Below are 24,607 nucleotides of genomic sequence, written 5' to 3' on the forward strand. Positions count from 1 at the left end.
GTGACCGCGGACACATCCGCCCGCTGGGCGTGACCGTGCCATGCAAACGGTTGCACGTCAAACGTGACCCACGGCACGGCGCGGCGCGACACTCGGGCGCCCACCCGTGCCACTGTGCCCCCGTGGACGCGCGCCTCAGCTTCGTCACCCTCGCCGTGCGGGACCTCGCCGCCGCCCGAGCCTTCTACGTCGGCGGCCTCGGGTGGGAGCCGGCGCTCGAGGTGCCGGGCGACGTCGTCATGGTCCAGGTCGGCGAGCACCTGGTCCTCTCCCTGTGGGACCTTGCGCACTTCGAGGCGGAGGTCGGCCCCGTCGCCCGCGGCCCCGGCGGCGCGCCGGTCACCCTCGCGCACAACTGCCGCACGCGGCAGGAGGTCGACGCCGCGCTCGCGGCGGCCGGCCGCGCGGGTGCGGAGGTGTCGGCCGCCGTCGAGCGCGACTGGGGCGGGTACTCCGGCTACTTCGCCGACCCGGACGGGTTCCGCTGGGAGGTCGCGTACAACCCGGGACCGATCGGGCAGGCCGTCCTGCCCTGAGAGGGGGCCTCGGCCCACCGCCCGTTCCCGCGGGCGCGCCGCCCCTTCCCGCGGGCGCGCCAGCGCCCTACCCTCGGGGCACCCGCGAGGTCGCCGTCCCGGGCGGCGTCGCGGCCGACCACGGAGGGCGCCATGGCCACCCGCTTCAGCGGTTCGGACGACCTGCGCGGCGCCACCTTCGTCGGCGCTGATCTTCGTGGTGCCCGCTTCGTCGGGGCCGACCTCTGCGGCGTCGTCATGCGCGGCGTCGACGTCCTCGGCACGGACATCGACTCACCGTGGCTCGGTGAGGGGGACGAGCCCTTGCTGGTCAACGGCGTCGACGTCGTCGGGTTCGTCGACGCCGAGCTCGACCGCCGCTTCCCCGGCCGCGCCGAGCGGCGGGCCACCGATCCCGACGGGCTCCGCTCGGCGTGGGCGGCGCTCGAGCGCACGTGGGCGGCGACGCTCGAGCGCGTCGCGGCGATGCCACCGGGCACGGCCGACGTCTCCGTCGACGGCGAGTGGTCGTTCGCCCAGACGCTGCGGCACCTGGTCATGGCGACCGACACGTGGCTGGGCCGAGCGATCCTCGAGCAGGACCGGCCCTACCACCCCGTCGGCCAACCAGACGCCGGCTACGAGGCGGACGGGAACGACATGTCCATCTTCTCGGAGCACGTGCCGTCGTACGCCGAGGTGCTCGAGGCCCGCGCGGGGCGCGTCGCCATGGTGCGGGCGTTCCTCGACGAGGTGACGCCGGAGGTCCTCCTCGCGCCGCGACGCAACCCCTGGGCGCCGGAGCACCCGGAGACCGTGCTCACGTGCCTGCACACGATCCTCGGCGAGGAGTGGGAGCACCACCGCTACGCGGTCCGCGACCTCGACGCGATGCCGCCAGCCGGGGTTGTGGGTGACTTTGCAGCGCCATAGGCACTGCTTTCTCACCCGTTGAGGCGAGATTGTGGGGTTTGACCGGGCGTGGCCTCTGCGGCGGCGTGGTGGGTCTGGCGGGAGCCGCGAGGAACGAGCGGCGGATCGAGCCGCCGCAGACCCCCCTGCCCGCCCCCGAGGCGGGAGGCAGAAGGCGTGGGGCCGGGAGGCGCAGGGGGGCGCCGCTACTCCGGCACGGCGGTGACGAAGTCGATGAGCTCCTCCATCCGCCCCAGCAGCTCGGGGGAGAGGTCCTTGTAGCTGCGCACCGACCCGAGGATGCGCTTCCACCCGCGGGCGACGTCGGCCTGGTCGTCGTGCGGCCAGCCCAGCGCGGCGAGCGTTCCGGTCTTGATGTCGGTCCCGCGGGGCACGTCCGGCCACGCGGCGAGGCCCACCCGCTCGGGACGCACCGCCTGCCAGACGTCGACGTAGGGGTGGCCGAGGACGAGCACGTGCGCACGCCCCGGGAGCGCCTTGAGCGCCGCCTCGACCAGGCGCGTCTCCTTCGACCCCCGGACGAGGTGGTCGACCAGCACGCCCGCGCGCCGCTGCGGGCCGGGCCGGAAGTCGCGGAGGACGGCCTCGAGGTTGTCCACGCCCTCGAGCAGCTCGACGACGACGCCCTCGACCCGCAGGTCGTCGCCCCACACGCGCTCGACGAGCTCGGCGTCGTGGCGGCCCTCGACCCAGATCCGGGAGGCCCGCGCCACGCGCGCCTTCTGGTTCGCCACGGCGAGCGAGCCCGACGCCGTGAGGGCGCGCCCGCCGGCCGTCACCGGCCCCCGGGCCACGGCGCGGGTGGGCGGCACGAGGCAGACGGGCTTGCCGTCCACCCAGAAGCCGGCGCCGAGCGGGAAGGTGCGGGTGCGGCCGCGCCGGTCCTCGAGGACGACGACGTGCATCCCGCCCGACTTCTCCACCGCCGTCACGGCGCCCACCCAGCCGGTCTCGACCTCCTCGACGACGAGCCCGAGCTCGGCGACGGCGTCGCGGGTGGTGGGGCGGTGGGCGAAGCGGCCCTGCCGGTGCGGGTCGCTCGCGAGGATGTCGGTGCCGTAGCGGTCGGGGCTCACCGTGGGAGGTTAGACACCTGTGACGACGTCGCGCCGCCACGGGCGGGCGTGGCGCGTAGAATTAGCACTCGCACGGTGAGAGTGCTGGCACTGGGGAGGAGGAGCATGAGCAACGAACGTCGGCTCGACGTGCTGCGCGCGATCGTCGAGGACTACGTCCAGACCCGCGAGCCGGTCGGCTCGCGCACGCTGGTCGAGCGCCACTCCCTCGGCGTCTCGCCCGCGACCATCCGCAACGACATGGCCGCCCTCGAGGAGGGCGGGTACATCGCCCAGCCCCACACCTCGGCCGGGCGCGTGCCCACGGACAAGGGCTACCGCCTCTTCGTCGACCAGATCTCCACGCTCAAGCCTCTCTCCGGGGCCGAGCGGCGCGCCATCGAGCACCTGCTCGCCGGCGCCGTCGACCTCGACGACGTCGTGGAGCGCTCCGTGCGCCTGCTCGCCCAGCTCACCCATCAGGTGGCCGTGGTCCAGTACCCCTCGCTCCGCCGCTCCGCGCTGCGCCACCTCGAGCTCGTCCCGCTCACCGAGCAGCGCGTCCTCGTCGTCATCATCACCGACACCGGCCGCGTCGAGCAGCGCACCATCGAGTCGGCCGAGCCCGTCGACGCGGCCGTCCTCGCGGAGCTGCGCGCCCGGCTCAACGCCGTCTCCGTCGGCCGGCGCCTCGCGGACCTCACCGGCCCCTACGCCGAGCTGCCCGAGTGCTTCGCGCCCGAGCACCGGCCCGTCGTCTCCGCCGTCATCGCCGAGGTCACCGACACGCTGCGGCAGGAGTCCGAGGAGCGGATCGTCATGGCGGGCACGGCGAACCTCGCTCGGTCCGACACCGACTTCACCCGGACCATCGGGCCGGTCCTCGAGGCGCTCGAGGAGCAGGTGGTCCTCCTGCGCCTCTTCTCCGAGATGGCGGCCGACGACGTCACCGTGCGGATCGGCTCGGAGAACCAGCACGAGGCCCTGTCCGAGACATCGCTGGTCGCCGCGGCTTACGGTGGGGCCGTGAGCTCGGACGTCGCCCGGCTCGGCATCCTCGGCCCCACCCGGATGGACTACCCCACGACGATGAGCGCGGTCCGCGCCGTCGCCCGATACCTCTCGCGGATCCTTGCCGGCTGACCGCCGGCGCGCCTCGCACGCCCAGCAGAAAGCGACTTAGTGAACGACTACTACGAGATCCTCGGCGTCTCCCGGCAGGCCAGCCAGGACGAGATCAAGAAGGCCTACCGCAAGCTTGCGCGCAAGCTGCACCCGGACGTCGCCGGCGCGGACTCGGACGAGGCCTTCAAGGAGGTCTCGCGCGCCTACGAGGTGCTCTCCAACCCCGAGAAGCGCCAGATGTACGACCTCGGCGGCGAGTCGGCGCTGGGCGGCGGCGGCGGCGCCGGGGGCAACTTCGGCTTCTCCGACATCTTCGAGACGTTCTTCGGCGCGGCGGCCGGCGCGCAGGCCTCCCGGGGGCCCGTCCCGCGCGGGCGCCGCGGTCAGGACGCGCTCATCCCGCTCGTGCTCGAGCTCCACGAGGCCGCCTTCGGCGTCGAGCGGGAGATCCAGGTGGACACCGCGGTGCTCTGCGGCACCTGCCACGGCGAGTGCACCCGCCCGGGCACCTCCCCGCGCACCTGCGAGGTCTGCGGCGGGCGCGGCTCGGTCCAGCGCGTCGCCCGCTCCTTCCTCGGCCAGGTGATGACCACCTCCCCGTGCTCGGCGTGCGGCGGCCACGGCACGACCATCCCCGACCCGTGCCCCGAGTGCTCCGGCGAGGGCCGGGTGCGCACGCGGCGCTCCATCCCCGTCAACGTGCCCGCCGGTGTCGACAGCGGCACCCGGATCAAGCTTCCCGGCGCCGGCGAGGTCGGCCCCGGCGGCGGCCCGGCCGGCGACCTCTACGTCGAGATCCGCGTCGCCGAGCACCCCGTGTTCGCCCGCCGCGGGGACGACCTCCACGCCCGCGTCGAGATCCCCATGACGGCGGCGGCCCTCGGCACGGTCCTCGACCTGGAGACGCTCGACGGCGCCCGCGAGGTCACCCTCGCCCCCGGCACGCAGCCCGAGCAGGTCATCACCCTGCGCGGTCTCGGCGTCGGTCACCTCCACTCCCCGGGCCGCGGTGACCTGCTCGTCCACGTCGACGTCGAGGTCCCCACCCGCCTCGACGACCGCCAGCGCGAGCTGCTCACCGAGCTCGCCGAGCTCCGCGGGGAGGAGCGCCCCACGCCGCAGCTCACGCCGACGTCGTCGGGCATGTTCTCGCGGCTGCGGGACAAGTTCGCCGGGCGATGAGCACGAGCCCCCGCACGCCTCGATGAGCGCCCCCGTCTTCCTCGCCGCCGCGGCGGAGCTCGCCGGCGCCCGGCCCCACGCCACGGTCACGGTGCGCGGGGACGAGGCGCGCCACGCGGTGAGCGTGCGCCGGATCCGGGCGGGCGAGGTCGTCGAGCTCGTCGACGGTGCCGGCACGCGGGTGCGGGGCACGGTGGCGCACGCCGCCCCCGACGCGCTCAGCGTCGCCGTCGACGACGTCACCCACGAGCCGGCGCCCGACGTCGCCCTCGTCCTCGTCCAGGCCCTCGCCAAGGGCGGCCGCGACGAGCAGGCGGTGGAGACCGCCACGGAGGCGGGCGTCGACGCCGTCGTGCCCTGGCAGTCCGAGCGCTGCATCTCCGTGTGGGCCGGGGCAAAGGCCGCCCGCGGGCGCGAGCGCTGGGCCGCCGTCGCCCGCGCCGCCGCCAAGCAGTCCCGCCGGGCCTGGGTGCCGCCGGTGCGCGATCTCGTCGTCGGGCGCGCGCTCGTCGCGGCGACCCAGGCCACCGTGGCCGCCGGGGGTGCCGTCCTCGTCCTCCACGAGGAGGCGACCACCCCGCTCGCGGCGGCGACGCTCCCCGCCGGCCCCCCCTCGGCGCCGCCCGCAGGCCCGGCGACGCCCTCGTCGCCCGCCGGACCCCCGACGCCCCCCGTGGCACCGCCCGCGACGCCCGAGGTCCTCGTCGTCGTCGGGCCGGAGGGCGGCCTCACCGACGGCGAGGTCGAGGCGCTCGTCGGCGCCGGCGGCCAGGCGGTCCGCCTCGGGCCGCACGTCGTGCGCACCTCGACGGCCGGACCGCTCGCCGTCGCCTCCCTCGCCCAGCGGCTCGGCCGCTGGGGCTGAGCGTCCGCCCGGCGCCGGCTGCGCGCTCGGGGCTTCGCTCGCGCGCTCGGGGCTTCGCTATCGACGGGACTCCCGGGAGCCCCGCGGGTAACATGTGCGCGATCCGTGCACCTCATCCACCAGGAGGACCAGGGCCCCGCGCCCACGCCCATGTCTGACAGCAGCAACGGCTCACCGGCCGTACCGGCCCAGGAGCAGGTCCAGCACCGGATCACCGTGCCCGACGACGTGCCGATGGTCGCCCTCCTCGGGCAGCGCGACGAGGTCCTGCGGGCCATCGAGTCGGGGTTCGCCCGCGTGGACATCCACGTCCGCGGCAACGTCGTCTCCTTCACCGGCCCCTCCGGGGACGTCGCGCTCGCCGAGCGCCTGGTCGACGAGCTCGCCCAGGTGGCTCGCAGCGGCCAGTCCCTCACCGCCGACGCCGTCCAGCGCGCCATCGGCATGCTCACCGCCGTCACCGCCGAGCGTCCGGCGGACGTGCTCACGCTCAACATCCTCTCCAGCCGCGGGCGCACGATCCGCCCCAAGACGCTGGGGCAGAAGGCGTACGTCGACGCGATCGACGCGAACACCATCACCTTCGGCGTCGGCCCGGCCGGCACGGGCAAGACGTACCTCGCCATGGCCAAGGCCGTGCACGCGCTGCAGTCCAAGCAGGTCAACCGCATCGTCCTCACCCGCCCGGCGGTCGAGGCGGGGGAGCGGCTCGGGTACCTGCCCGGCTCGCTCAACGACAAGATCGACCCGTACCTGCGCCCGCTCTACGACGCGCTGCACGACATGCTCGACCCGGACACCATCCCCAAGCTCATGGCCGCGGGGACGATCGAGGTCGCACCGCTGGCGTACATGCGCGGCCGCACCCTCAACGACGCGTTCATCATCCTCGACGAGGCGCAGAACACCTCGCCCGAGCAGATGAAGATGTTCCTCACCCGCCTCGGGTTCAACTCGCACGTCGTCGTCACCGGCGACGTCACCCAGGTGGACCTGCCCAGCGGGACCCGGTCCGGCCTGCGCGTGGTCGAGGAGATCCTCACCGGCATCGAGGACGTCGCGTTCTGCCGCCTCACCTCGGCCGACGTCGTCCGGCACCGCCTCGTCGGGGAGATCATCGACGCCTACGAGCGCTGGGACGCGACGGCGGCGCGCCCGCCCCGCGCCGAGGCACGCGGACGGAGCCACCGATGAGCACCGAGGTGAGCAACGAGTCCGGCTTCCCGGTCGCCGAGGAGGAGTTCGCGGCGCTGGCGCGGTACGTGCTCGAGGAGATGCACGTCCACCCCCAGGCCGAGCTGTCCATCCTCTTCGTCACCACCGACGTCATGGCCGAGCTCCACGAGCGCTGGATGGACGAGCCCGGTCCCACGGACGTCCTCTCCTTCCCCATGGACGAGATGCGGCCCGGGCGCGAGGGCGAGGAGCTCGCCCCCGGCACGCTGGGCGACGTCGTCCTGTGCCCCGAGGTGGCGGCCGCCCAGGCCCGCACCGCCGGGCACTCCACGGCGGAGGAGCTCCTCCTGCTGACGACGCACGGCATCCTGCACCTGCTCGGGTACGACCATGCCGAGCCCGAGGAGGAGAAGGAGATGTTCGCGCTCCAACGCCGGCTCCTGCTCACCTTCCTCGCGGGACGCTGACGCATGGACGGCTTGCTCCCGGACATCCCGGAGTGGTGGCTCCTCGCCCTCGCCGGCCTCGCGCTCGTGCTCGCGGCGTTCCTCGGCGCCGCCGAGTCGGCGCTCCAGCGCATCGGCCGCACCGCCCTCACCGAGCTCTCCACGAGCGGGAAGCCGCGCGCCGCCCTCGTCGAGCGGCTGGTCGCCGAGCGGACCGTCGTGGGCGGGGCCGCCGCGTTCACCCGGGTGCTCGCGGAGATGACGGCGGCCGTGTGCCTCACCCTCGCTGTCGCCGACCTGCTGCCCCAGTGGTGGCAGGTGCTGCTCGTCGCCGTCGCCGCCACGGCGCTGCTCGGCTCCATCGTCGCCGGCCTCGGGCCGCGCCGGCTCGGGCGCCGCAACCCCGGCGGGGTGCTCCACGCCCTCGCCCCGCTCCTGCGCGTCCTCGCCGCGATCGGCCGCCCCTTCGCACGCCTCGCCCGGGCCTTCCGGTCCCCGCCCACCGAGGCCGAGGCCCGGGAGGAGGCGGAGGAGGACCTGCGCGACATGGTCGACCGGGTGAGCCAGTCCGACCACCTCGCCGACGACGAGCGCGAGATGCTCCAGTCGATCTTCGAGCTGCGCACCACCTTCGTCCGCGAGGTCATGGTCCCGCGCCCGGACATGGTGACCATCGACGCCGACAAGTCGCTCAACAAGGCGCTGTCCCTCTTCGTACGGTCGGGGTACTCCCGCATCCCCGTGGTGGGGGAGAGCGTCGACGACCTGCTCGGGGTCCTCTACCTCAAGGACGTCCTGCGGCGCACGCACCCGCGCCCGGACCTGGGCACGACGGACGTCGCGTCCGTCATGCGGGCCGCCGTCTTCGTCCCGGAGACCCGGCGCGTCGACGACCTGCTCCGCGAGATGCAGGCGGAGTCCTTCCACATCGCCATGGTCGTCGACGAGTACGGGGGCATCGCCGGCCTCGTCACCATCGAGGACCTCCTCGAGGAGCTCGTCGGGGAGATGACCGACGAGCACGACCGGGCCGAGCCCGAGGTGGAGCACCTCGAGGACGGCGTGGTCCGCGTCCCCGCGCGGCTCGCCATCGGCGAGCTCGGCGACCTCTTCGGCCTCGAGCTCGAGGACGACGACGTCGACTCCGCGGGTGGGCTTCTCGCCAAGGCGCTGGGCAAAGTGCCCATCCCGGGCGCGGAGGTGGACGTCCACGGCCTCCACCTCGTCGCCGAGCGCGCCCAGGGCCGACGGCGCCAGATCGCCACGATCCTGGCCTGGCGCACCCCCGTGACCACACCCGAGACAGAAGAGGAGGTGAGCCGAGCATGAGCATGTCCCACACCTGGCCCGAGAACTTCCGAGCGGGTTTCGCCTGCCTGGTCGGCCGGCCGAACGCCGGCAAGTCGACCCTGACCAACGCCCTGGTGGGCCAGAAGGTGGCCATCACCTCGGGCCGCCCGCAGACCACCCGGCACACCGTCCGAGGCATCGTGCACCGGCCCGACGGCCAGCTCGTCCTCGTCGACACGCCCGGGCTGCACCGCCCGCGCACGCTCCTGGGCCAGCGGCTCAACGACCTCGTCCGCGAGACCCTCGGCGAGGTCGACGTCGTCGCGTTCTGCCTGCCCGCGAACGAGCGCATCGGGCCCGGCGACCGGTTCATCGCCCGCGAGCTCGCCGAGTCCCGCACCCCCGTCGTCGCCGTCGCGACGAAGTCCGACACCGTGGGGCGCGAGCGGCTCGCGGAGCACCTTCTCGAGATCGACGCCCTCGGCACCTGGGCGGACATCGTCCCCGTCTCGGCGACCCGCGGGGAGCAGGTCGACGTCCTCACCGACGTGCTCCTCGGCCAGATGCCGGCCTCCCCGCCGTTGTACCCGGACGGGGAGCTCACCGACGAGCCCGAGCTGGTGATGATCGCCGAGCTCGTCCGCGAGGCGGCCCTCGAGGGCGTGCGCGACGAGCTCCCGCACTCCCTGGCGGTCGTCGTGGAGGAGATCATCGCGCGCGAGCGCGCCGACGACGACCCCCGGCCGCCGATGCTCGACGTGCACGTCAACCTCTTCGTCGAGCGCGACTCGCAGAAGGCCATCGTCATCGGCAAGGGCGGCGCCCGGCTGCGCGAGGTGGGCTCCCAGGCCCGGCACGCCATCGAGGCGCTGCTCGGCACCCGCGTCTACCTCGACCTGCACGTCAAGGTGGCCAAGGACTGGCAGCGCGACCCCAAGCTCCTCGAGCGCCTCGGCTTCTGATGATCCACCGGCCACTACCCTGGGCGCGGTGAGGTCCCAGAAGGCGGCGGTCACCCTCGTCCTCGTGCTGCTCTTCGGTCTGCTCGGGTCGATCGCCGGCCCCGCGTGGAACCCTCAGCCGCTCGAGCGCACGTTGGTGCCGGCCGCGCAGGACGTGCGGATCGGCGGCGACGTCGTCACCGACCCCGTGGGCACCTACGAGGTGACGAGTGAGGTCATCACCGTCGAGCTCGACGGGGCGTCGGTGGACGCCACCGTCCGTGGACCGGTCGACGCGCCCGGGGACCGCGCCGGCGTCGTCTTCCTCCACGGGGCCGGGACGGCCACCCACGAGACCTTCTTCGACATCTCCACGGCGCTGGCCTCCGCCGGCGTCGTCGCGCTGGTCCCCGACAAGCGGATGGACACGTACACCACCCGGGAGCGCGACTACGAGGGGATGGCGCAGGACTACCTCGCCTCGCTCGAGGTCCTCGCCGGCTGGCCTGGCGTCGACCCGGACCGGGTGGGGATCTACGCCGAGAGCGAGGGGGCGTTCATCGCCCCGGTGGCGGCGGCGGAGAACGACGCCGTCGACTTCGTCATCCTCGTCTCCGCCCCGGTCGTCACCCCGCGGGAGCAGGCGGCGTTCGCCGTCGACTCCTACCTGCGCAACATCGGCGCCCCCGAACAGCTGCTGCGGGCCGTCCCGCGCCTGATCGGCAGCGAGATCCCCGGTGGCGGCTTCGAGTACGCCGACTTCGACCCGGCGCCGTACCAGCGGCGGGTGACGCAGCCCGTCCTCATGGTCTACGGCACCGCCGACGCCTCCATGCCGACCGTCCAGGGGCCTGAGCAGGTCATCGACGACATCGCCGCGGCGGGCAACACCGCCTACACGGTGCGGTACTTCGCGGACGCCAACCACGGGATCCGCATCGGCGGGGAGCTCGCGCCCGGCTTCGCCGAGGACGTCGCCCGCTGGATCCAGGGCCTGCCCGAGACCGCGGAGGCGACGCCCCGGATCGCCGGCGCCGAGCCGGAGCAGCGCTACCGCGCCGACCCGGTGGCCCGCCCCCGGTGGTACATGGCCGGGGACATGCTCGTCGTGTCCTTGGTCAGCGGCGTGGGCCTCGTCCTGCTGGGGCCGCTCGTGTGGCTCGGCTCCCGGGCGGTCCGGCGGCCGGCCCGGGTCCCGGCACCCGTGGGCCGGTGGACGACGGCGCTGGGCCTGGGCGTCCTCGCCGTGTGGGTGCTCTTCCTCGCCTACCTCGTCTCCGTCGCCAGCCTCGCGCTGAACTACCAGACGGACCCGCTCCTCGTGCGCGGGGGGTGGTTGGGGATCCAGGTGCTCGCCGTGGCGACGACCGGGATCCTCGTGGGCTCGGCCGACCGGTGGTGGCGGTCGCGCCGCAGCGGCGACGGGCCGAGTGCCGCCGGCACGGTGGCGCTCGCCAGCGTCCACCTCGGCGCCCTCGCGCTGCTCGTGCTCGCCGGGTACTGGGGGATCTTCCCGACCGTCCTGTGAGCCGCGCCACGGCGGGCGCACCGGGCCATAGGATCGCCCGCGAGAGTCGCCGCGACGCGGAGAGGGAGCGGATGCGCACGCAGTGGGGCGTGGCCACGGACACCGGCGGCCACCGCAGGGTCAACGAGGACGCCGTTCTCGCGCGCCCCCCGGTCTTCGTCGTCGCCGACGGCATGGGGGGCCACGCCCGCGGCGACATGGCGAGCCGCACGGTCGTCGCCGAGCTGGCCGCGCTCGCCTCCGGTGATGCGCCGCTGCGTCCCGACGACGTCCGGGCCGCCGTCGGCCGCGCCGCGAGCCGCATCCGCGAGACGATGGCGGCCGACGCCGAGCCCGCCGCCGCCGGGTCCACGCTCGCCGGCGTCGTCCTCACCGAGCAGGACGGCGAGCCGTACTGGCTCGTCCTCAACGTGGGGGACTCGCGGGTCTACCGCAGCGCGGCCACGGGGCTGGAGCAGGTGAGCGTGGACCACTCCCTCGTCCAGGAGCTCGTCGACGCGGGCACCATCGACGCCGAGCAGGCGCGCCGTCACCCGCAGCGCAACGTCATCACCCGCGCCGTCGGCACCGGGGCGGTGCCCGACGTCGACTTCTGGATGCTGCGCGCCCTCGCCGGTGAGCGGCTCCTCGTGTGCAGCGACGGGCTCGTCGAGGAGCTGTCCGACGCCGAGATCGGCGAGGTCCTCGGCGGCGCCGGCGACGCTCCCGCGGTGGCGGAGGCGCTCGTGGCGCGCGCGATGGGTGACGCCGGGGCGCGCGACAACGTCACCGCGCTCGTCGTCGAGGTCGTGCCCGGCGACGACTGAGGGCAGGGAGAACGGCCCGGGAGTGCGTCCGGCGCGTAGCCGCGGGTCGACGTCGACGCCGACGCGGTCGCGGTCGCGGCGGGGGGTGGTCACACCGGGGCGCGGGGCGGCCGGGCGTGCCGGGGCGGCCACGCGGGGCGGCCGGGTGTTCCGGGGCGGCCGGGCGTTCCGGGGCGGCCACGCGGGGCGGCCGGGCGTGCCGGGGCGGCCGGGTGTTCCGGGGCGGCCACGCGGGCCGGCGGTGCCCGAGGCGACGGCCGAGCGGGGGCGGCATCGGGAGGTGCGCCCTCGTGCGCGCGCCACGGCCGGGGTGGGGGGATGTCCCCATCCGCCGTTGTCCACCGCCACGCGTAGGCGCGCGGCGGTGGACCGGCGTCGATGGCTACGCTCGCGGCGGTCGCCGGGTTTCCCTCGGGAAGGAGCGTCGAGCCGATGCGCATCACGCTGACGCTGCTGCGGGCGGCCGCGGAGCCGGTGGACCTCGCCGTGACCGTGGACGGGACCGCGACCGTCGGTGACGTGGCCCGGCGGGTGGCCGACAGCGACCCGACCGGGGCCGCCCTCGCTGCGGTCGGCGGGGGTACAGCTGGCAGGGGCGCCGGCACGGCCAGCGGCGGGGGAGCGAGCGGCGCGGGCGTCGGCGGCCTGGGTGGTCAGGACCCCCTCACCCTGTGCCTGCACGGGCCGGCCGGCGCCCCTGGCCAGCCCCACATGCTCGCCCCCGAGGCCGTCGCCGCGGAGACGGTGCGCTCCGGATCGGTCGTCTCCCTCGCGCGGCCGAGCCCGACCGGTGCCCGGGCCGAGCCGGCGCCGGCCGCCCGCCTCGAGGTCCTTGAGGGTCCCGACGCGGGCCTCGTCATCCCGTTGCCCGAGGGCACGACGGTCATCGGCCGGGGCCGCGGCTGCGACGTCCGGCTGTCCGACCCCACCGTCTCCCAGGAGCACGCCCGGCTCGTGGTGACGGACCTCGTCGAGATCGTCGACCTCCGCTCCGCCAACGGCCTGCTGCTGGGCGACGGCCTCGTCCAGCGCGCCGCCCTGCTCCCGCAGGACACCGTCGCGCTGGGCGGCACCACCCTGCGTGTCACGCGCATCGCCGCCGGCCGACCCGCCGCGCTCGACGCCGCCCAGGTGGCCTTCAACCGCTCACCCCGCGTCGCCCCGCGCTACGCGGGGGAGGAGGTCGAGGCACCCACGCCGCCCGACCCGCCCACGCCCTCGCGCGTCCCCGTCGTCATGCTCCTCGCGCCGCTCCTCATGGTGCCGGCGCTCCTCGCCACGGGGCGTGACGCCCTCAGCCTCGTCTTCCTCGCGATGATGCCGCTCATGATGGCCGGCCACGTCCTCGACCAGCGGGTCACCGGCGCCCGCACCTACCGCGCCGCCGTGGCGCGGTTCACGCAGACGCTCGACGCCGTGCGCGCCGAGCGCGAGGGCGAGCGGGACGCCGAGCGCGCCGCCCGCCGGCGTGAGTCCCCCTCCGTGGGCGAGGCGACCGCCGCCGCCCTCGCCCTCGAGCCGCTGCTGTGGAGCCGCCGGCCCGAGCACGAGACCTTCCTCGAGGTGCGGCTGGGCCTGGGGACGCTGCCCTCGCGCGCCACCATCACGCTGCCCGTCCGCGGCAGGTCCACGCCGGAGTGCTGGGACCGGGTGCTGGCCCTCAGGCGCGACCTCGCCACGGTCGACGACGTCCCGGCGACCGCCCGGCTGCGCGAGTGCGGCGCCCTCGGCCTCGCCGGCCCCCGCAGCGGCGTCGACGGCGTGGCCCGTGCGGTCCTCGCCGAGCTCGTCACCCTGCACTCCCCGGCCGAGCTCGTCCTCACCGTGGCGACGTCGGCGGCCAGCGCCGCCCGGTGGGACTGGACCAAGTGGCTGCCCCACGTGGGCTCGGCGCACTCCCCGGTCGAGGGCGCCCACATCGGCTCGCACCAGGCGGGTGTCGCCCACCTCGTCTCGCGCCTCGAGGCGCTCCTCGATGCCCGCCGGGCCCAGCGCGAGGACCGCTCCGGCGGTCCGCTGCCGGTCGTCGTGCTCCTCGTCGAGGACGACGCCCCGGTCGAGCGGGGCCGCCTGGTGCGGATCGCCGAGGAAGGGCCCGCCGTCGGCGTCCACGTCCTGTGGTGCGCGGCCAGGCTCGACCGGCTCCCGGCCGCGTGCCGGACCTTCGTCGCCGTCGGTGCCGCCGGCCCGGACGGCGCGGCCGGGTACGTCCAGGCGGCCTCGACGGTCCAGCCCCTGCACTGCGAGGTGCTCGACGCCGACGCCGCGATGGCGCTGGGCCGGCACCTCGCCGCCGTCGTCGACGCCGGCGCCCCGGTGGACGGCGCCTCCGACCTGCCCGCGCGGGTCTCTTTCCTCGCGCTCGCCGGACCGGAGACCGCGCAGGGCCCGACGGCGGTCCTCGACCGCTGGCGCGAGAACGGCTCCCTGGTGCCGCGCGACGGGAGCCCGCCCCGGCGCCGCCGCCACGACGCCACGCTCCGGGCGCTCGTCGGCCAGGGGGCCACCGAGCCCTTCACCCTCGACCTGCGCACGCAAGGCCCGCACGCGCTCGTCGGCGGCACCACCGGCGCGGGCAAGAGCGAGTTCCTCCAGGCGTGGGTCCTCGGCATGGCGACCGCGTACAGCCCCGACCGGGTGACGTTCCTCTTCGTCGACTACAAGGGCGGTTCGGCCTTCGCCGACTGCGTCGACCTGCCGCACGCCGTCGGCCTCGTCACCGACCTGTCCCCGCACCTCGTGCGCCGCGCCCTCACGTCCCTGCGGGCGGAGCTCCGCCACCGCGAGCGGCTCCTCGGCCGCAGGGGCGCCAAGGACCTCCTCACCCTGGAGCGCACGGGGGACCCGGCGTGCCCGCCGAGCCTCGTCGTCGTCGTCGACGAGTTCGCGGCGCTGGCCACCGAGGTGCCGGAGTTCGTCGACGGCGTCGTCGACGTCGCCCAGCGCGGCCGGTCGCTCGGCCTGCACCTGGTCCTCGCGACGCAGCGCCCCGCCGGCGTGATCCGCGACAACCTGCGCGCCAACACCCACCTGCGCGTCGCCCTGCGGATGAACGACGCGTCCGACTCGCACGACGTCCTCGGGCTGCCGGTCGCCGCGGGGTTCGACCCGGCGATCCCCGGCCGGGGGGCCGCACGCACCGGCCCCGGGCGGGTCACGCTGTTCCAGGCCGCGTACGCCGGTGGCCGCACCGCCGACGCGCACCCCCGGGCGCAGGTCGACGTCGAGTCCCTCGTCATGGGCACCGGCACGCGGTGGGAGCCGCCGGCCGACCCCGAGCGCGGCGCGCGGGAGGGTCCCACCGACGCGGGCCCCGCCGACATCGCCCGGCTGGTGGAGTCGGTGAGCGCGGCCGCCCGCGCCGGCGGCGTGCCCGAGCCCCGCAAGCCGTGGCTGCCCACGCTGGCGCCCGTCCAGGACCTCGGCGCCCTCGGCCCCCGCACGGACGCCGCGCTCGTCCTCGGGGTGGTCGACGACCCCGCCCGCCAGCGCCAGGTGACCGCGTACTACCGGCCCGACGTCGAGGGCAACATCGCGTTCTACGGGGCGGTCGGCTCCGGCAAGTCGACGGCGCTGCGCACCCTCGCCGTCGCGGCCGGCATCACCCCGCAGGGCGGTCCGGTGCACGTGTACGGCCTGGACTTCTCCTCCGGCGGCCTCGCCGCGCTCGAGGGGCTGCCGCACGTGGGCGCCGTCATCGACGGCGAGGACGCCGAGCGGATCCAGCGGCTGCTGCGCCGGCTGCGCGAGACCGTCGAGGAGCGGTCGGCGCGCTACGCCGCCGCCCGGGCGAGCACCGTCGAGGAGTACCGGCGGATCGCCGCCCGCCCCGACGAGCCGCGGCTCCTCCTGCTCGTCGACGGGTTCGGCGCGTTCCGGACCGCCTGGGAGACGGCCCCCGGCCGCAGCCCCTGGTACCAGGTCTTCCTCCAGCTCCTCGTCGACGGCCGTGGCACCGGCGTGCACGTGGCGGTGACGGCGGACCGTCCCGGCGCGGTACCGTCCTCGGTCGCCGGCAGCCTGTCCCGCCGGGTCGTCATGCGTCAGGTGGACGAGGGCGGCTACCTCGTGCTCGGCGCCCCCAAGGACGTCCTCGACGCCGGCGCGCCCCCGGGCCGGGCGATCAGCCCCGACGGCCTGGAGATGCAGGTCGCCGTGCTCGGCGGCTCGGCGACCCTCGCCGAGCAGGTCCGCGCCGTCGAGCACCTCTCCGCGACCCTGCGCCGCACCGGAGCCGGAGCCGCTGCCGCTCTCGCCCCGCCGGTGGGGCGCCTGCCCGAGATCGTGCCCGCCGAGGAGCTCCCCGCCGCGGTCGACGGCCTGCCGGTGCTCGGCGTCGCCGACGACACCCTGGCGCCCCTCGGCGTCGAGCCCGCCGGGACCTTCCTCCTCGCCGGCCCGCCGCAGTCCGGGCGGACCAACGCGCTGCGCTGGCTCGTGGAGTCGGTGCGGCGCGCCCGGCCCGAGGCGCGGGTCGTCTACCTCGGCGCGCGCCGCTCGGCGTTGCGGGGGATGGGCGGCTGGGCGCGCGCCGCCACGGGCGCCACCGAGGTGGCCGAGGTCGCGAGGGCGGCGCTGGCCGACGTCGCCGAACCGCCGCCCGAGGGCCAGGTGGGGACCGTCGTCGTCGTCGAGGCCCTCGCCGACTTCCTCTCCACCCCGGCGGAGGGCCCGCTCACCGAGCTCATCAGGGCGGCGAAGCGCAACGAGCACTTCGTCATCGCCGAGGGCGACACGAGCACGTGGGGCTCCTCCTGGCCGCTCGTCGCCGAGATCCGCAGCGGCCGGCGCGGCCTGGCGCTCCAGCCCGATCAGATCGAGGGCGACGTGCTGTTCCGCACCGCCTTCCCGAGGGTGGCGCGCCGGGACTTCGTGGTGGGGCGGGGGCTGGTCGTCGACCGCGCCACGGTGCGGCGCGTGCAGCTGCCGCTCGCGCCCTGACCCGATGATCACGCCGTGACGTGCGCTAGGGTTCACGCCATGCGTGCTGTGCTGGGGCGCCTGCTCCTTCTGTGCCGCGACGAGGCCCACTGACGGCCGGCCCCTCGTTGCGGCGACCGTCGTGCCCGGCCCAGGAGAACTCGAGCCGAAGGACCACGATGAAGACCCGCCCCCCGAGCAATGCTCAGCAGCCGTCGAGCATGCCGATCCGCAAGTACCGCCCGTTCCTCGACACCAACGGTGTCGACCTCCCGGACCGCCAGTGGCCCACCCGCCGCATGGCGGCGGCCCCGCGCTGGCTCTCCACCGACCTGCGGGACGGGAACCAGGCGCTCATCGAGCCCATGGACCCCACCCGCAAGCGCCGCATGTTCGACCTCCTCGTCCGCATGGGCTACAAGGAGATCGAGATCGGTTTCCCCGCCGCCAGCCAGGCGGACTTCGACTTCGTCCGCTCGCTCGTCGAGACCGGCGCGATCCCCGAGGACGTCACCGTCTCGGTCCTCACCCAGGCCCGCACCGAGCTCATCGAGCGCACCGTGACCTCCCTCGTCGGTGCGCCGCGGGCGACCGTCCACCTCTACAACGCCACCGCGCCGGTCTTCCGCGACATCGTCTTCCGCAACGACCGCGAGGCCACCAAGGAGCTCGCCGTCGCCGGGACGCGGGACGTCCTCGCCTACGCCGAGAAGATCCTCGACCCCGACACGGTCTTCGGGTACGAGTACTCCCCGGAGATCTTCGTCGACACCGAGCTCGAGTACGCCCTCGAGGTGTGCGAGGCCGTCATGGACGTCTGGCAGCCCGACGGCGGGCGCGAGATCGTCCTCAACCTCCCCGCCACGGTCGAGCGCGCGACGCCCAACGTCTACGCCGACCAGATCGAGTGGATGAGCCGCAACCTTTCCCGCCGGGAGTTCGTCGCCGTCTCGGTCCACCCGCACAACGACCGCGGCACCGCCGTCGCCTCGGCCGAGCTCGCCGTCCTCGCCGGCGCCGACCGCGTCGAGGGCTGCCTGTTCGGCCAGGGCGAGCGGACCGGCAACGTCGACCTCGTCACGCTCGGGCTCAACCTCTTCAGCCAGGGCATCGACCCGCAGATCGACTTCTCCGACATCGACGAGATCCGCCGGACCGTCGAGCAGTGCACCCAGATGGACGTCCACCCGCGCCACCCCTACGGCGGCGACCTCGTCTACACCGCCTTCTCCGGCTCCCACCAGGACGCCATCAAGAAGGGCTTCGCCGTCCGGGCGGACCGGGTGGCCGCGGCCGACGGCGACGCGAGCGCCGTCCTCTGGGAGGTGCCCTACCTGCCCGTCGACCCGCACGACGTCGGGCGCAGCTACGAGGCGGTCGTCCGGGTCAACTCGCAGTCCGGCAAGGGGGGCGTGGCGTACCTGCTCTCGAGCACCCGCGCGCTCGACCTGCCGCGCCGGCTCCAGATCGAGCTCAGCGCGATCGTCCAGCGGCACACCGACGCCTACGGCGGCGAGATCAGCGCCGAGCGGCTGTGGACGATCTTCTCCGACGAGTACCTGCCGGCGACGCCGGAGTCCGGCCTGAGCCCCTGGGGCCGTTACGCCCTGCGCGGCACGACGCTCACCTCCGCCGGCGAGGGCCAGGACGCGACGCTCACCCTGACGATGGTCGAGGACGGCACCGAGAAGGTCCTCGCCGCCACGGGCAACGGCCCGGTCAAGGCCTTCACCAACGCGTTCGCCGACCTGGGCGTGCGCGTCGACGTCCTCGACTACGCCGAGCACGCCCTGTCCACCGGCGGTGACGCCAGCGCGGCGGCCTACGTCGAGTGCGAGGTCGACGGCCAGGTGCTCTGGGGCGTGGGCATCGACCCGTCCATCACGACGGCGTCCTTCAAGGCCATCGTCTCGGCGGTCAACCGCGCGCTGCGCTGACACCGGCGCGGGCCCGACGGCGGGACGTCTGCGCCGTCGGGCCCGGCGCCGCGCCGTCGGGGACGTCTGCGCCGTCGGGCCCGCGCACCGGATCACGCTCCCCGGCGCGGGTAGCCGCGGGCAACCGGTGATCGTAGGGGAGAATGGCCGGGTGAAGCTCTACCGGGACGAGGCCGTCGTGCTCCGGGCCCAGAAGCTCGGTGAGGCGGACCGCATCATCACGCTCCTCACCCGGGCCAACGGCCGGGTGCGCGCCGTGGGCAAGGGCGTTCGCCGGACGTCGTCGAAGTTCGGGGCCCGCCTCGAGCCGTTCGGGCTCGTCGACGTCCAGCTCCACCTCGGGCGCAGCCTCGACGTCGTCACGCAGGTCCAGACCATCGAGCCCTACGGGCGCGCCATCGGCCAGGACTACTCGCTGTACACGACGGCGACGGTGATGGCGGAGACGGCCGAGCGCCTCACGGAGGTGGAGAAGGACCCCGCGCCGCAGCAGTACCTCCTCCTCGTCGGCGCGCTCCACGCCCTGGCCACCAAGCGCCACGCCGCGCCGCTGGTCCTCGACTCCTACCTCCTGCGCTCGCTGGCCGTCGCCGGGTGGGCGCCGAGCTTCGTCGACTGCGCGCGCTGCGGGCGGCAGGGACCGCACCACTCCTTCAACGTCTCCGCCGGCGGGGCGGTGTGCGACGGGTGCCGACCGCCCGGCTCGGCGGCCCCCGCGCCGCAGACGTTCGAGCTGCTCGGCGCGTTGCTCTCCGGCGAGTGGTCCACCGCGGACGCCAGCGACGAGCGCCACCGGCGCGAGGCGTCCGGGCTCGTGGCCGCGCACCTGCAGTACCACCTCGAGCGCCAGCTGCGCTCCCTACGTCACGTGGAGCGGGTATGAGCGTCCCCCCGCCGCCGCACCCCTCGGGTGCGCGTCCCCCGGCGATCGACCCGCGGTTCGTGCCCAAGCACGTGGCCATCGTCATGGACGGCAACGGCCGGTGGGCCAACGCGCGCGGCCTGCCCCGCGTCGAGGGGCACCGGGCCGGGGAGGCGTCCCTGCTCGACGTCGTTGCCGGGGCCATCGAGATCGGCGTCACGCACATCTCCGCGTACGCCTTCTCCACCGAGAACTGGAAGCGCTCGCCCGACGAGGTCCGCTTCCTCATGGGATTCAACCGCGACGTCATCCGCCGACGCCGCGACGAGATGAACGAGTGGGGCGTGCGGGTGCGCTGGGCCGGGCGCCGGCCCCGCCTGTGGCGCTCGGTCATCAACGAGCTCGAGGAGGCCGAGCGGCTCACCGCCGGCAACGACGTGTGCACGCTGACGATGTGCGTGAACTACGGCGGGCGGGCCGAGATCGCCGACGCGGCCCGCGCCATCGCCGAGGAGGTCGCCGCCGGGCGGCTGCGCCCGGACCGCGTCACCGAGCGGACCGTGGCCCGCTACCTCGACGAGCCCGACATGCCCGACGTCGACCTGTTCATCCGCACGTCGGGGGAGCAGCGCACGTCGAACTTCCTGCTGTGGCAGTCGGCGTACGCCGAGCTCGTGTTCCTCGACGAGCCGTGGCCCGACGTCGACCGCCGCAGCCTGTGGCGGGCGGTGGAGATCTACGCCTCCCGGGACCGCCGCTACGGCGGCGCGATCGACACGCCCGCGGCGGAGTAGCCCGGGCGCAGGCCTCACCCTCGTGATCGTGCAGAAACGCTGGTGCGTCCGGTACTGGTCGGTGACCGTGCAGCACCACCGGCGCTGACGGCCCAGCGTTTCTGCATGATCGCGACGGGAGGGGGGCGCGAGCGCTTCTGCACGATCGCCACGGGTCGGGGCGTCAGCGCTTCTGCATGATCACGGCGGGAGGGGGCGTCAGCGTCTCTGCATGATCACGACGGGAGGGGGGCGTCGTCGGCCGCCTCGGCGCGGCGCACCCGGCGCCGGCGCACCACGACCACGCCGACGACGCCGCCCACGATCGCGACGACCGTCGCGATCCCCCAGGGCGAGCCCGCGGCCGCAGCGATCGCGGCGTTCCACACGGCGAAGCCCACGGTGGAGTAGATCGCCGCCCACGCCAGGGCGCCGGGCAGCTGGGCGAGGGTGAAGGGGACCCAGGGCACACGGAGCACGCCCGCCGCGGCGAGGACCATGCTCTGGAACCCGACGGTGAGGTAGGCGAAGGGGATCGCCACGAGGCCCCACCGGCGGATGGCCGCGACGCCGCGCTGGGTGCCGTCACCCGCGAGGGTCTGCGCGACCCGACGGCGCCAGCCCGTCCTGGGGTGGACGCGGCGCAGGGTCTGCTCGGTGACGATGCGTCCGAGCCAGTAGGTCGCCTGCCCGCGCAGCGTGGCACCCAGGTAGAGGAAGACGAACACCAGCCAGAACGGCCAGCTCGCGAGGTAGTCAGGCACGCGCGGACCTCGGTGGAACCGCCGCACGCTCGCCCGCCGCCGCGGTCCCCGCAGCGGCACTGGCCTCGGCCGCCGCCCTGGCACCGGCCGGCGCCCCCGTACCGGCCGCCGCCCCGGCGCTGGCAGCGTCCGAGGGGGCGCCCTCCGCACGGGCCGAGCGAGAGGCCCCGCCCTCCGCGCCGCGGGCGCACCCGGCGCACGTGCCGAAGAGGTCGACGGTGTGGTCGACGTCGACGAACCCGTGCTCGGCCGCCATCCGCGTCGCCCACTCCTCGACGCCCGCGCCGCTGATCTCCGCCGTCGTCCCGCACGAGCGGCACACGAGGTGGTGGTGGTGCTGGCGGGTGAGGCACATGCGGTACCGCGCCTCGCCGTCGTCGCCCCGCAGGACGTCGACGTCGCCGGCGTCGGCCATGGCCTGGAGCGAGCGGTACACCGTGGCGAGGCCGACGTTCTCGCCCCGGCTGCGCAGCGTCTCGTGGATCTGCTGCGCGCTGCGGAAGTCGCCGGTCCCCTCGAGCAGGCCGGTCACCGCGGCGCGCTGGCGGGTCATGCGCTGCTGGCTCATCGGGCCACCTCCAGCTCGACGTCGTCCTCCACGTCCGGGTGCGGGTCGCCGCCGCGGCGCGCCCGGGGCAGCAGCGGGCGCACGACCGACACGACGGCGTACGTCGCGATGGCGAGGATGACGATGGTCGCGCCCGGGGAGAGGGGGTAGGTGTAGGTGAGGGAGAGCCCGACGACGGACACGGCCACGCCGATGACCATCGCCAGCGCCATCGTCATCCGGAACGACCGCGTGAGGAGCTGCGCGGTCGCGACGGGGACGATCATGACCGCGGAGACGAGCAGGACGCCGACCACCCGCATCGCCACCGACACCGTCAGCGCCGCCATCACGGCGACGGTGATGTTGAGCAGGCGCACCGGCAGGCCGCTGGCCCGGGCGAACTCCTCGTCGTGCGAGAGCGAGAACAGGGCCGGGCGCAGGCCGAGCCCCACACCGAGGATGACGACGGCGAGCACGACCGTGAGCCACAGGTCGAGCGTCGTCACCGTCGAGATGGAGCCGAAGAGGTAGCCGGTGAGGTTCGCCGTCGTGCCGCCGGCGAGGCCGATGAGGACCACGCCGCCGGCGATCCCGCCGTAGAAGAGGAGGGCGAGGGCGACGTCACCGCTGGTACGGCCCTTGGCGCGGACCACCTCGATGATCACCGAGCCGATGACGGCGGCGACGACGGCGCCCGGCACCGCGAGGGCGTCGTGCGGGGTGAGGTTCGCGGCGTTGCCGACGAGCCAGCCCACGGCGACGCCGGTGAGCGCCATGTGCCCGAGGCCGTCCCCGAGGAGCGCGAGGCGGCGCTGGACGAGGTAGGTCCCCATGACGGGCGCGGCGATGCCGACGAGGACGGCGACGACGAGCGCGCGCTGCATGAGCGGGCTCGCGAGCATGGCGGGCAGGGACTCGAGCACGGCGATCACAGCTCCACCCTCAGCTCAGGTGCCTCGTGGGCGCGCGGCGCCTCGTCGGCATGGGGGTGGACGTGGTCGTGCGCGGGGTCGTCGTGCCCGCGCGCCGGGTGGGGTGGGGCGCCGTCGTGCACGACGCGGCCGTGGCGCAGGACGACGGCGCGCTCGATGAGGCCGGCGAGGTCGCCGAGCTCGTGGAGGACGACGAGGACGGCGGTGCCGCGCCCGTGCAGGGTCGCCAGGGTCCCGGCGAGGGACTCCTTGGAGGCCTGGTCGATCCCGGCAAACGGCTCGTCGAGGAGGAGGAGGTCGGGGTCGCGGACCAGGGCGCGCGCAATGAGGACGCGCTGCTGCTGCCCGCCGGAGAAGATCTGCACGCTCTCGCCCGCGCGGTCGGCCAGGCCGACCTCGGCGAGCGCGGCGCGGGCGCGCTCGCGGCCGGCGCGGCCGACGCGGAGCCGGCCCCCGCCGAGCAGGCCGGACTCGACGACCTCGAGCGCCGTCGCCGGCACACCGGAGGCCGCACTCACCCGCTGGGGCACGTAGCCCACCCGCTGCCACGGGACGCGACGGGGGGCGGTCGCGACGTCGACGCCGAAGAGCTCCGCACGGCCGGTGGCGACGGGGACGACCCCGACCAGGGCCTTGACCAGCGTGGACTTTCCGGAGCCGTTCGCGCCGAGGAGCGCCACCATCTCCCCGTCGGCGACGGCGACGTCGACGCCGTGGAGGATCGTCGACGCGCCCATGCGCACGGTGAGGCCCCGGGCTCGGACGGGTGGCGTGGTCGCGCTGGTCGGCGTGGCGGGGCTGATCGGCGTGGCGGGGCTGGTCGGCGCGGCGGGGCTGGTCGGCGTGGCGGGGCTGGCCGGCGCGGCGCTGCCGGGCACCGGGGCGCTCACGCCGCACACCCCAGCGCGGTGCGGAGCGCGTCGAGGTTCGCGCGCATGACGTCGAGGTAGTCGGCGTCGGGGTCCTGCTGGACCTCGAGCGGGTCGAGGACGGCGGTGCTCACGCCGAGGTCCTCGGCCAGGGCCTCGGAGACGGCGGGGGCGACGGCGGACTCGACGAAGATCGTGCTCACGCCCTCGTCCTCGACGATGTCGCCGATCTCGGCGAGGCGCGCGGGGGAGGGCTCGGTCTCCGGGTCGATGCCGGCGACCCCTTCCTGGTGCAGGCCGTACCGGTCGGCGAGGTAGCCGTACGCCTCGTGGGCGACGACGATCGTCTCGCTCGGGCACGCGGCCAGGCCGGTGCGGTACTCCTCCTCGAGCGCCGTCAGCTCCTCCTCGAGCGCGGCGGCGTTCGCGCGGAAGGTGTCGGCGTGGTCGGGGTCCAGGGCCGCGAGCTCCTCGGCCAGGGCGCCGGTGACCGTGGCGAGCCGCTCGGGGTCGAGCCAGAAGTGCGGGTCGACGCTGCCGTGATCGTGGTCGTGCTCGGTGATCTCGTCGGTGTCGTCGGTGTGACCCAGCTCGTCGGCGGGGTGGAGATCGGCGTCGTCCGCCGCGTCGTAGGCCGTCAGACCGGCGACGGCGACGGCGTCGTCGACCGCGGGCTGCAGCCCCGAGACGGTGACGACGAGGTCCGCCGCCTCGAGGTCGGCGACCTCGCGGGGGGAGAGCTCGACGTTGTGGGCATCGCCCTGCGCCGGCAGGAGGGAGGCGACGTCGACGTACTCGCCACCGACCCGCTCGGCGACGAACTGGAGCGGGTACACGCTCGTGACGACCTCGAGGGTGGTGTCTCCGCCGGACGCGCCCGCGGACCCGCCGGACTCATTCGCGCCGCAGCCGGCCAGTGCGACGACGGCCGCGGTCGCCGCTGCGGTCGCGGTGGCTCGGCGGATGAACATGGTTCTCATTTGCAGAAGTATGAGCGCTATTGAGAACCAGTGTCAACTGGGAGGGAGGGGGCTGGCGGACCACCGCGCGGCCGAGTCCCGCCCCGGCGCCCGCGGTAGGTAAGTTGGACCCCGCGCCGTCACCGGTGCGCCCCCGCCGCGTGCGCGTCACGCGGGAC

Annotated in this window: 20 protein-coding genes and 1 pseudogene; 15 read left to right on the forward strand and 6 right to left on the reverse strand. The window is 75.1% G+C overall.

What is annotated here, in order from left to right; all coding sequences use genetic code 11:
- Positions 1-122 precede the first annotated feature (122 nt).
- Together EBO36_RS05200 and EBO36_RS05205 are read left to right on the forward strand one after the other, a co-directional pair.
- Positions 123-536: a VOC family protein gene (locus tag EBO36_RS05200; protein ID WP_122823674.1), complete on the forward strand. Its 414-nt coding sequence runs from the start codon at positions 123-125 to the stop codon at positions 534-536.
- 132 nt (positions 537-668) lie between these two features.
- Positions 669-1,448: a DinB family protein gene (locus EBO36_RS05205; RefSeq protein ID WP_122823675.1), complete on the forward strand. Its 780-nt coding sequence runs from the start codon at positions 669-671 to the stop codon at positions 1,446-1,448.
- Between the two features lie 185 nt (positions 1,449-1,633).
- On the opposite strand, the gene EBO36_RS05210 is transcribed toward EBO36_RS05205, so the two are convergent.
- Positions 1,634-2,524, reverse strand: coding sequence for a DUF3097 domain-containing protein (locus EBO36_RS05210; RefSeq protein WP_122823676.1), 891 nt, complete (start codon positions 2,522-2,524; stop codon positions 1,634-1,636).
- 105 nt (positions 2,525-2,629) lie between these two features.
- On the opposite strand from EBO36_RS05210, the gene hrcA reads away from it, so the two are divergent.
- From hrcA to EBO36_RS05275, 13 genes are all read left to right on the forward strand, one after another.
- Positions 2,630-3,646, forward strand: coding sequence for a heat-inducible transcriptional repressor HrcA (gene hrcA / locus EBO36_RS05215; protein WP_122823677.1), 1,017 nt, complete (start codon positions 2,630-2,632; stop codon positions 3,644-3,646).
- 39 nt (positions 3,647-3,685) lie between these two features.
- Entirely contained in the window at positions 3,686-4,810 is a 1,125-nt protein-coding gene (gene dnaJ, locus EBO36_RS05220) for a molecular chaperone DnaJ (protein WP_122823678.1), read from the forward strand.
- Between the two features lie 22 nt (positions 4,811-4,832).
- Positions 4,833-5,675: a 16S rRNA (uracil(1498)-N(3))-methyltransferase gene (locus tag EBO36_RS05225; protein ID WP_122823679.1), complete on the forward strand. Its 843-nt coding sequence runs from the start codon at positions 4,833-4,835 to the stop codon at positions 5,673-5,675.
- Between the two features lie 150 nt (positions 5,676-5,825).
- Positions 5,826-6,869, forward strand: coding sequence for a PhoH family protein (locus EBO36_RS05230; protein WP_122825466.1), 1,044 nt, complete (start codon positions 5,826-5,828; stop codon positions 6,867-6,869).
- Complete coding sequence (gene ybeY / locus EBO36_RS05235; RefSeq protein ID WP_122823680.1) at positions 6,866-7,318, forward strand: rRNA maturation RNase YbeY; 453 nt, start codon at positions 6,866-6,868, stop codon at positions 7,316-7,318. Before EBO36_RS05230 ends, ybeY begins: the two co-directional genes overlap by 4 nt.
- 3 nt (positions 7,319-7,321) lie before the next feature.
- Positions 7,322-8,626, forward strand: coding sequence for a hemolysin family protein (locus EBO36_RS05240; protein ID WP_122823681.1), 1,305 nt, complete (start codon positions 7,322-7,324; stop codon positions 8,624-8,626).
- Positions 8,623-9,549 carry a GTPase Era gene (era, locus tag EBO36_RS05245; RefSeq protein WP_122823682.1) on the forward strand — a complete coding sequence of 309 codons (927 nt, stop codon included), beginning with the start codon at positions 8,623-8,625 and terminating at the stop codon, positions 9,547-9,549. The genes EBO36_RS05240 and era overlap by 4 nt, the downstream gene beginning before the upstream one ends.
- A gap of 28 nt (positions 9,550-9,577) precedes the next feature.
- Positions 9,578-11,056 carry an alpha/beta hydrolase family protein gene (locus tag EBO36_RS05250; RefSeq protein ID WP_122823683.1) on the forward strand — a complete coding sequence of 493 codons (1,479 nt, stop codon included), beginning with the start codon at positions 9,578-9,580 and terminating at the stop codon, positions 11,054-11,056.
- A 71-nt stretch (positions 11,057-11,127) separates the two neighbouring features.
- Positions 11,128-11,862, forward strand: coding sequence for a PP2C family protein-serine/threonine phosphatase (locus EBO36_RS05255; RefSeq protein WP_122823684.1), 735 nt, complete (start codon positions 11,128-11,130; stop codon positions 11,860-11,862).
- A 432-nt stretch (positions 11,863-12,294) separates the two neighbouring features.
- Positions 12,295-16,803: a type VII secretion EssC family protein gene (locus EBO36_RS05260; RefSeq protein ID WP_122823685.1), complete on the forward strand. Its 4,509-nt coding sequence runs from the start codon at positions 12,295-12,297 to the stop codon at positions 16,801-16,803.
- A gap of 158 nt (positions 16,804-16,961) precedes the next feature.
- Entirely contained in the window at positions 16,962-18,719 is a 1,758-nt protein-coding gene (leuA, locus tag EBO36_RS05265) for a 2-isopropylmalate synthase (RefSeq protein WP_122823686.1), read from the forward strand.
- Between the two features lie 151 nt (positions 18,720-18,870).
- Positions 18,871-19,602 (forward strand): DNA repair protein RecO, encoded by a 732-nt coding sequence (recO, locus tag EBO36_RS05270; protein ID WP_122823687.1) that lies wholly within the window; start codon positions 18,871-18,873, stop codon positions 19,600-19,602.
- Complete coding sequence (locus tag EBO36_RS05275) at positions 19,599-20,375, forward strand: isoprenyl transferase (RefSeq protein WP_122823688.1); 777 nt, start codon at positions 19,599-19,601, stop codon at positions 20,373-20,375. The genes recO and EBO36_RS05275 overlap by 4 nt, the downstream gene beginning before the upstream one ends.
- Before the next feature lie 215 nt (positions 20,376-20,590).
- Here the strand turns inward: EBO36_RS05275 and EBO36_RS05280 are convergent, their stop codons facing one another.
- From EBO36_RS05280 to EBO36_RS05300, 5 genes and pseudogenes are all read right to left on the reverse strand, one after another.
- Positions 20,591-21,118 carry a DedA family protein gene (locus EBO36_RS05280; RefSeq protein WP_164471356.1) on the reverse strand — a complete coding sequence of 176 codons (528 nt, stop codon included), beginning with the start codon at positions 21,116-21,118 and terminating at the stop codon, positions 20,591-20,593.
- A gap of 172 nt (positions 21,119-21,290) precedes the next feature.
- Positions 21,291-21,686: pseudogene (locus EBO36_RS05285) on the reverse strand (Fur family transcriptional regulator); the annotation flags it as partial.
- Positions 21,683-22,570, reverse strand: a complete 888-nt coding sequence (locus tag EBO36_RS05290) for a metal ABC transporter permease (protein ID WP_122825467.1) — start codon at positions 22,568-22,570, stop codon at positions 21,683-21,685. The pseudogene EBO36_RS05285 and the gene EBO36_RS05290, both read right to left, overlap by 4 nt.
- Positions 22,571-22,596: 26 nt before the next feature.
- Complete coding sequence (locus tag EBO36_RS05295; protein WP_465253907.1) at positions 22,597-23,499, reverse strand: metal ABC transporter ATP-binding protein; 903 nt, start codon at positions 23,497-23,499, stop codon at positions 22,597-22,599.
- Entirely contained in the window at positions 23,487-24,449 is a 963-nt protein-coding gene (locus EBO36_RS05300) for a metal ABC transporter substrate-binding protein (protein WP_244925365.1), read from the reverse strand. The genes EBO36_RS05295 and EBO36_RS05300 overlap by 13 nt, the downstream gene beginning before the upstream one ends.
- Between the last annotated feature and the right edge of the window lie 158 nt (positions 24,450-24,607).

This window comes from Georgenia faecalis, assembly GCF_003710105.1.
Classification (GTDB): domain Bacteria; phylum Actinomycetota; class Actinomycetes; order Actinomycetales; family Actinomycetaceae; genus Georgenia_A; species Georgenia_A faecalis.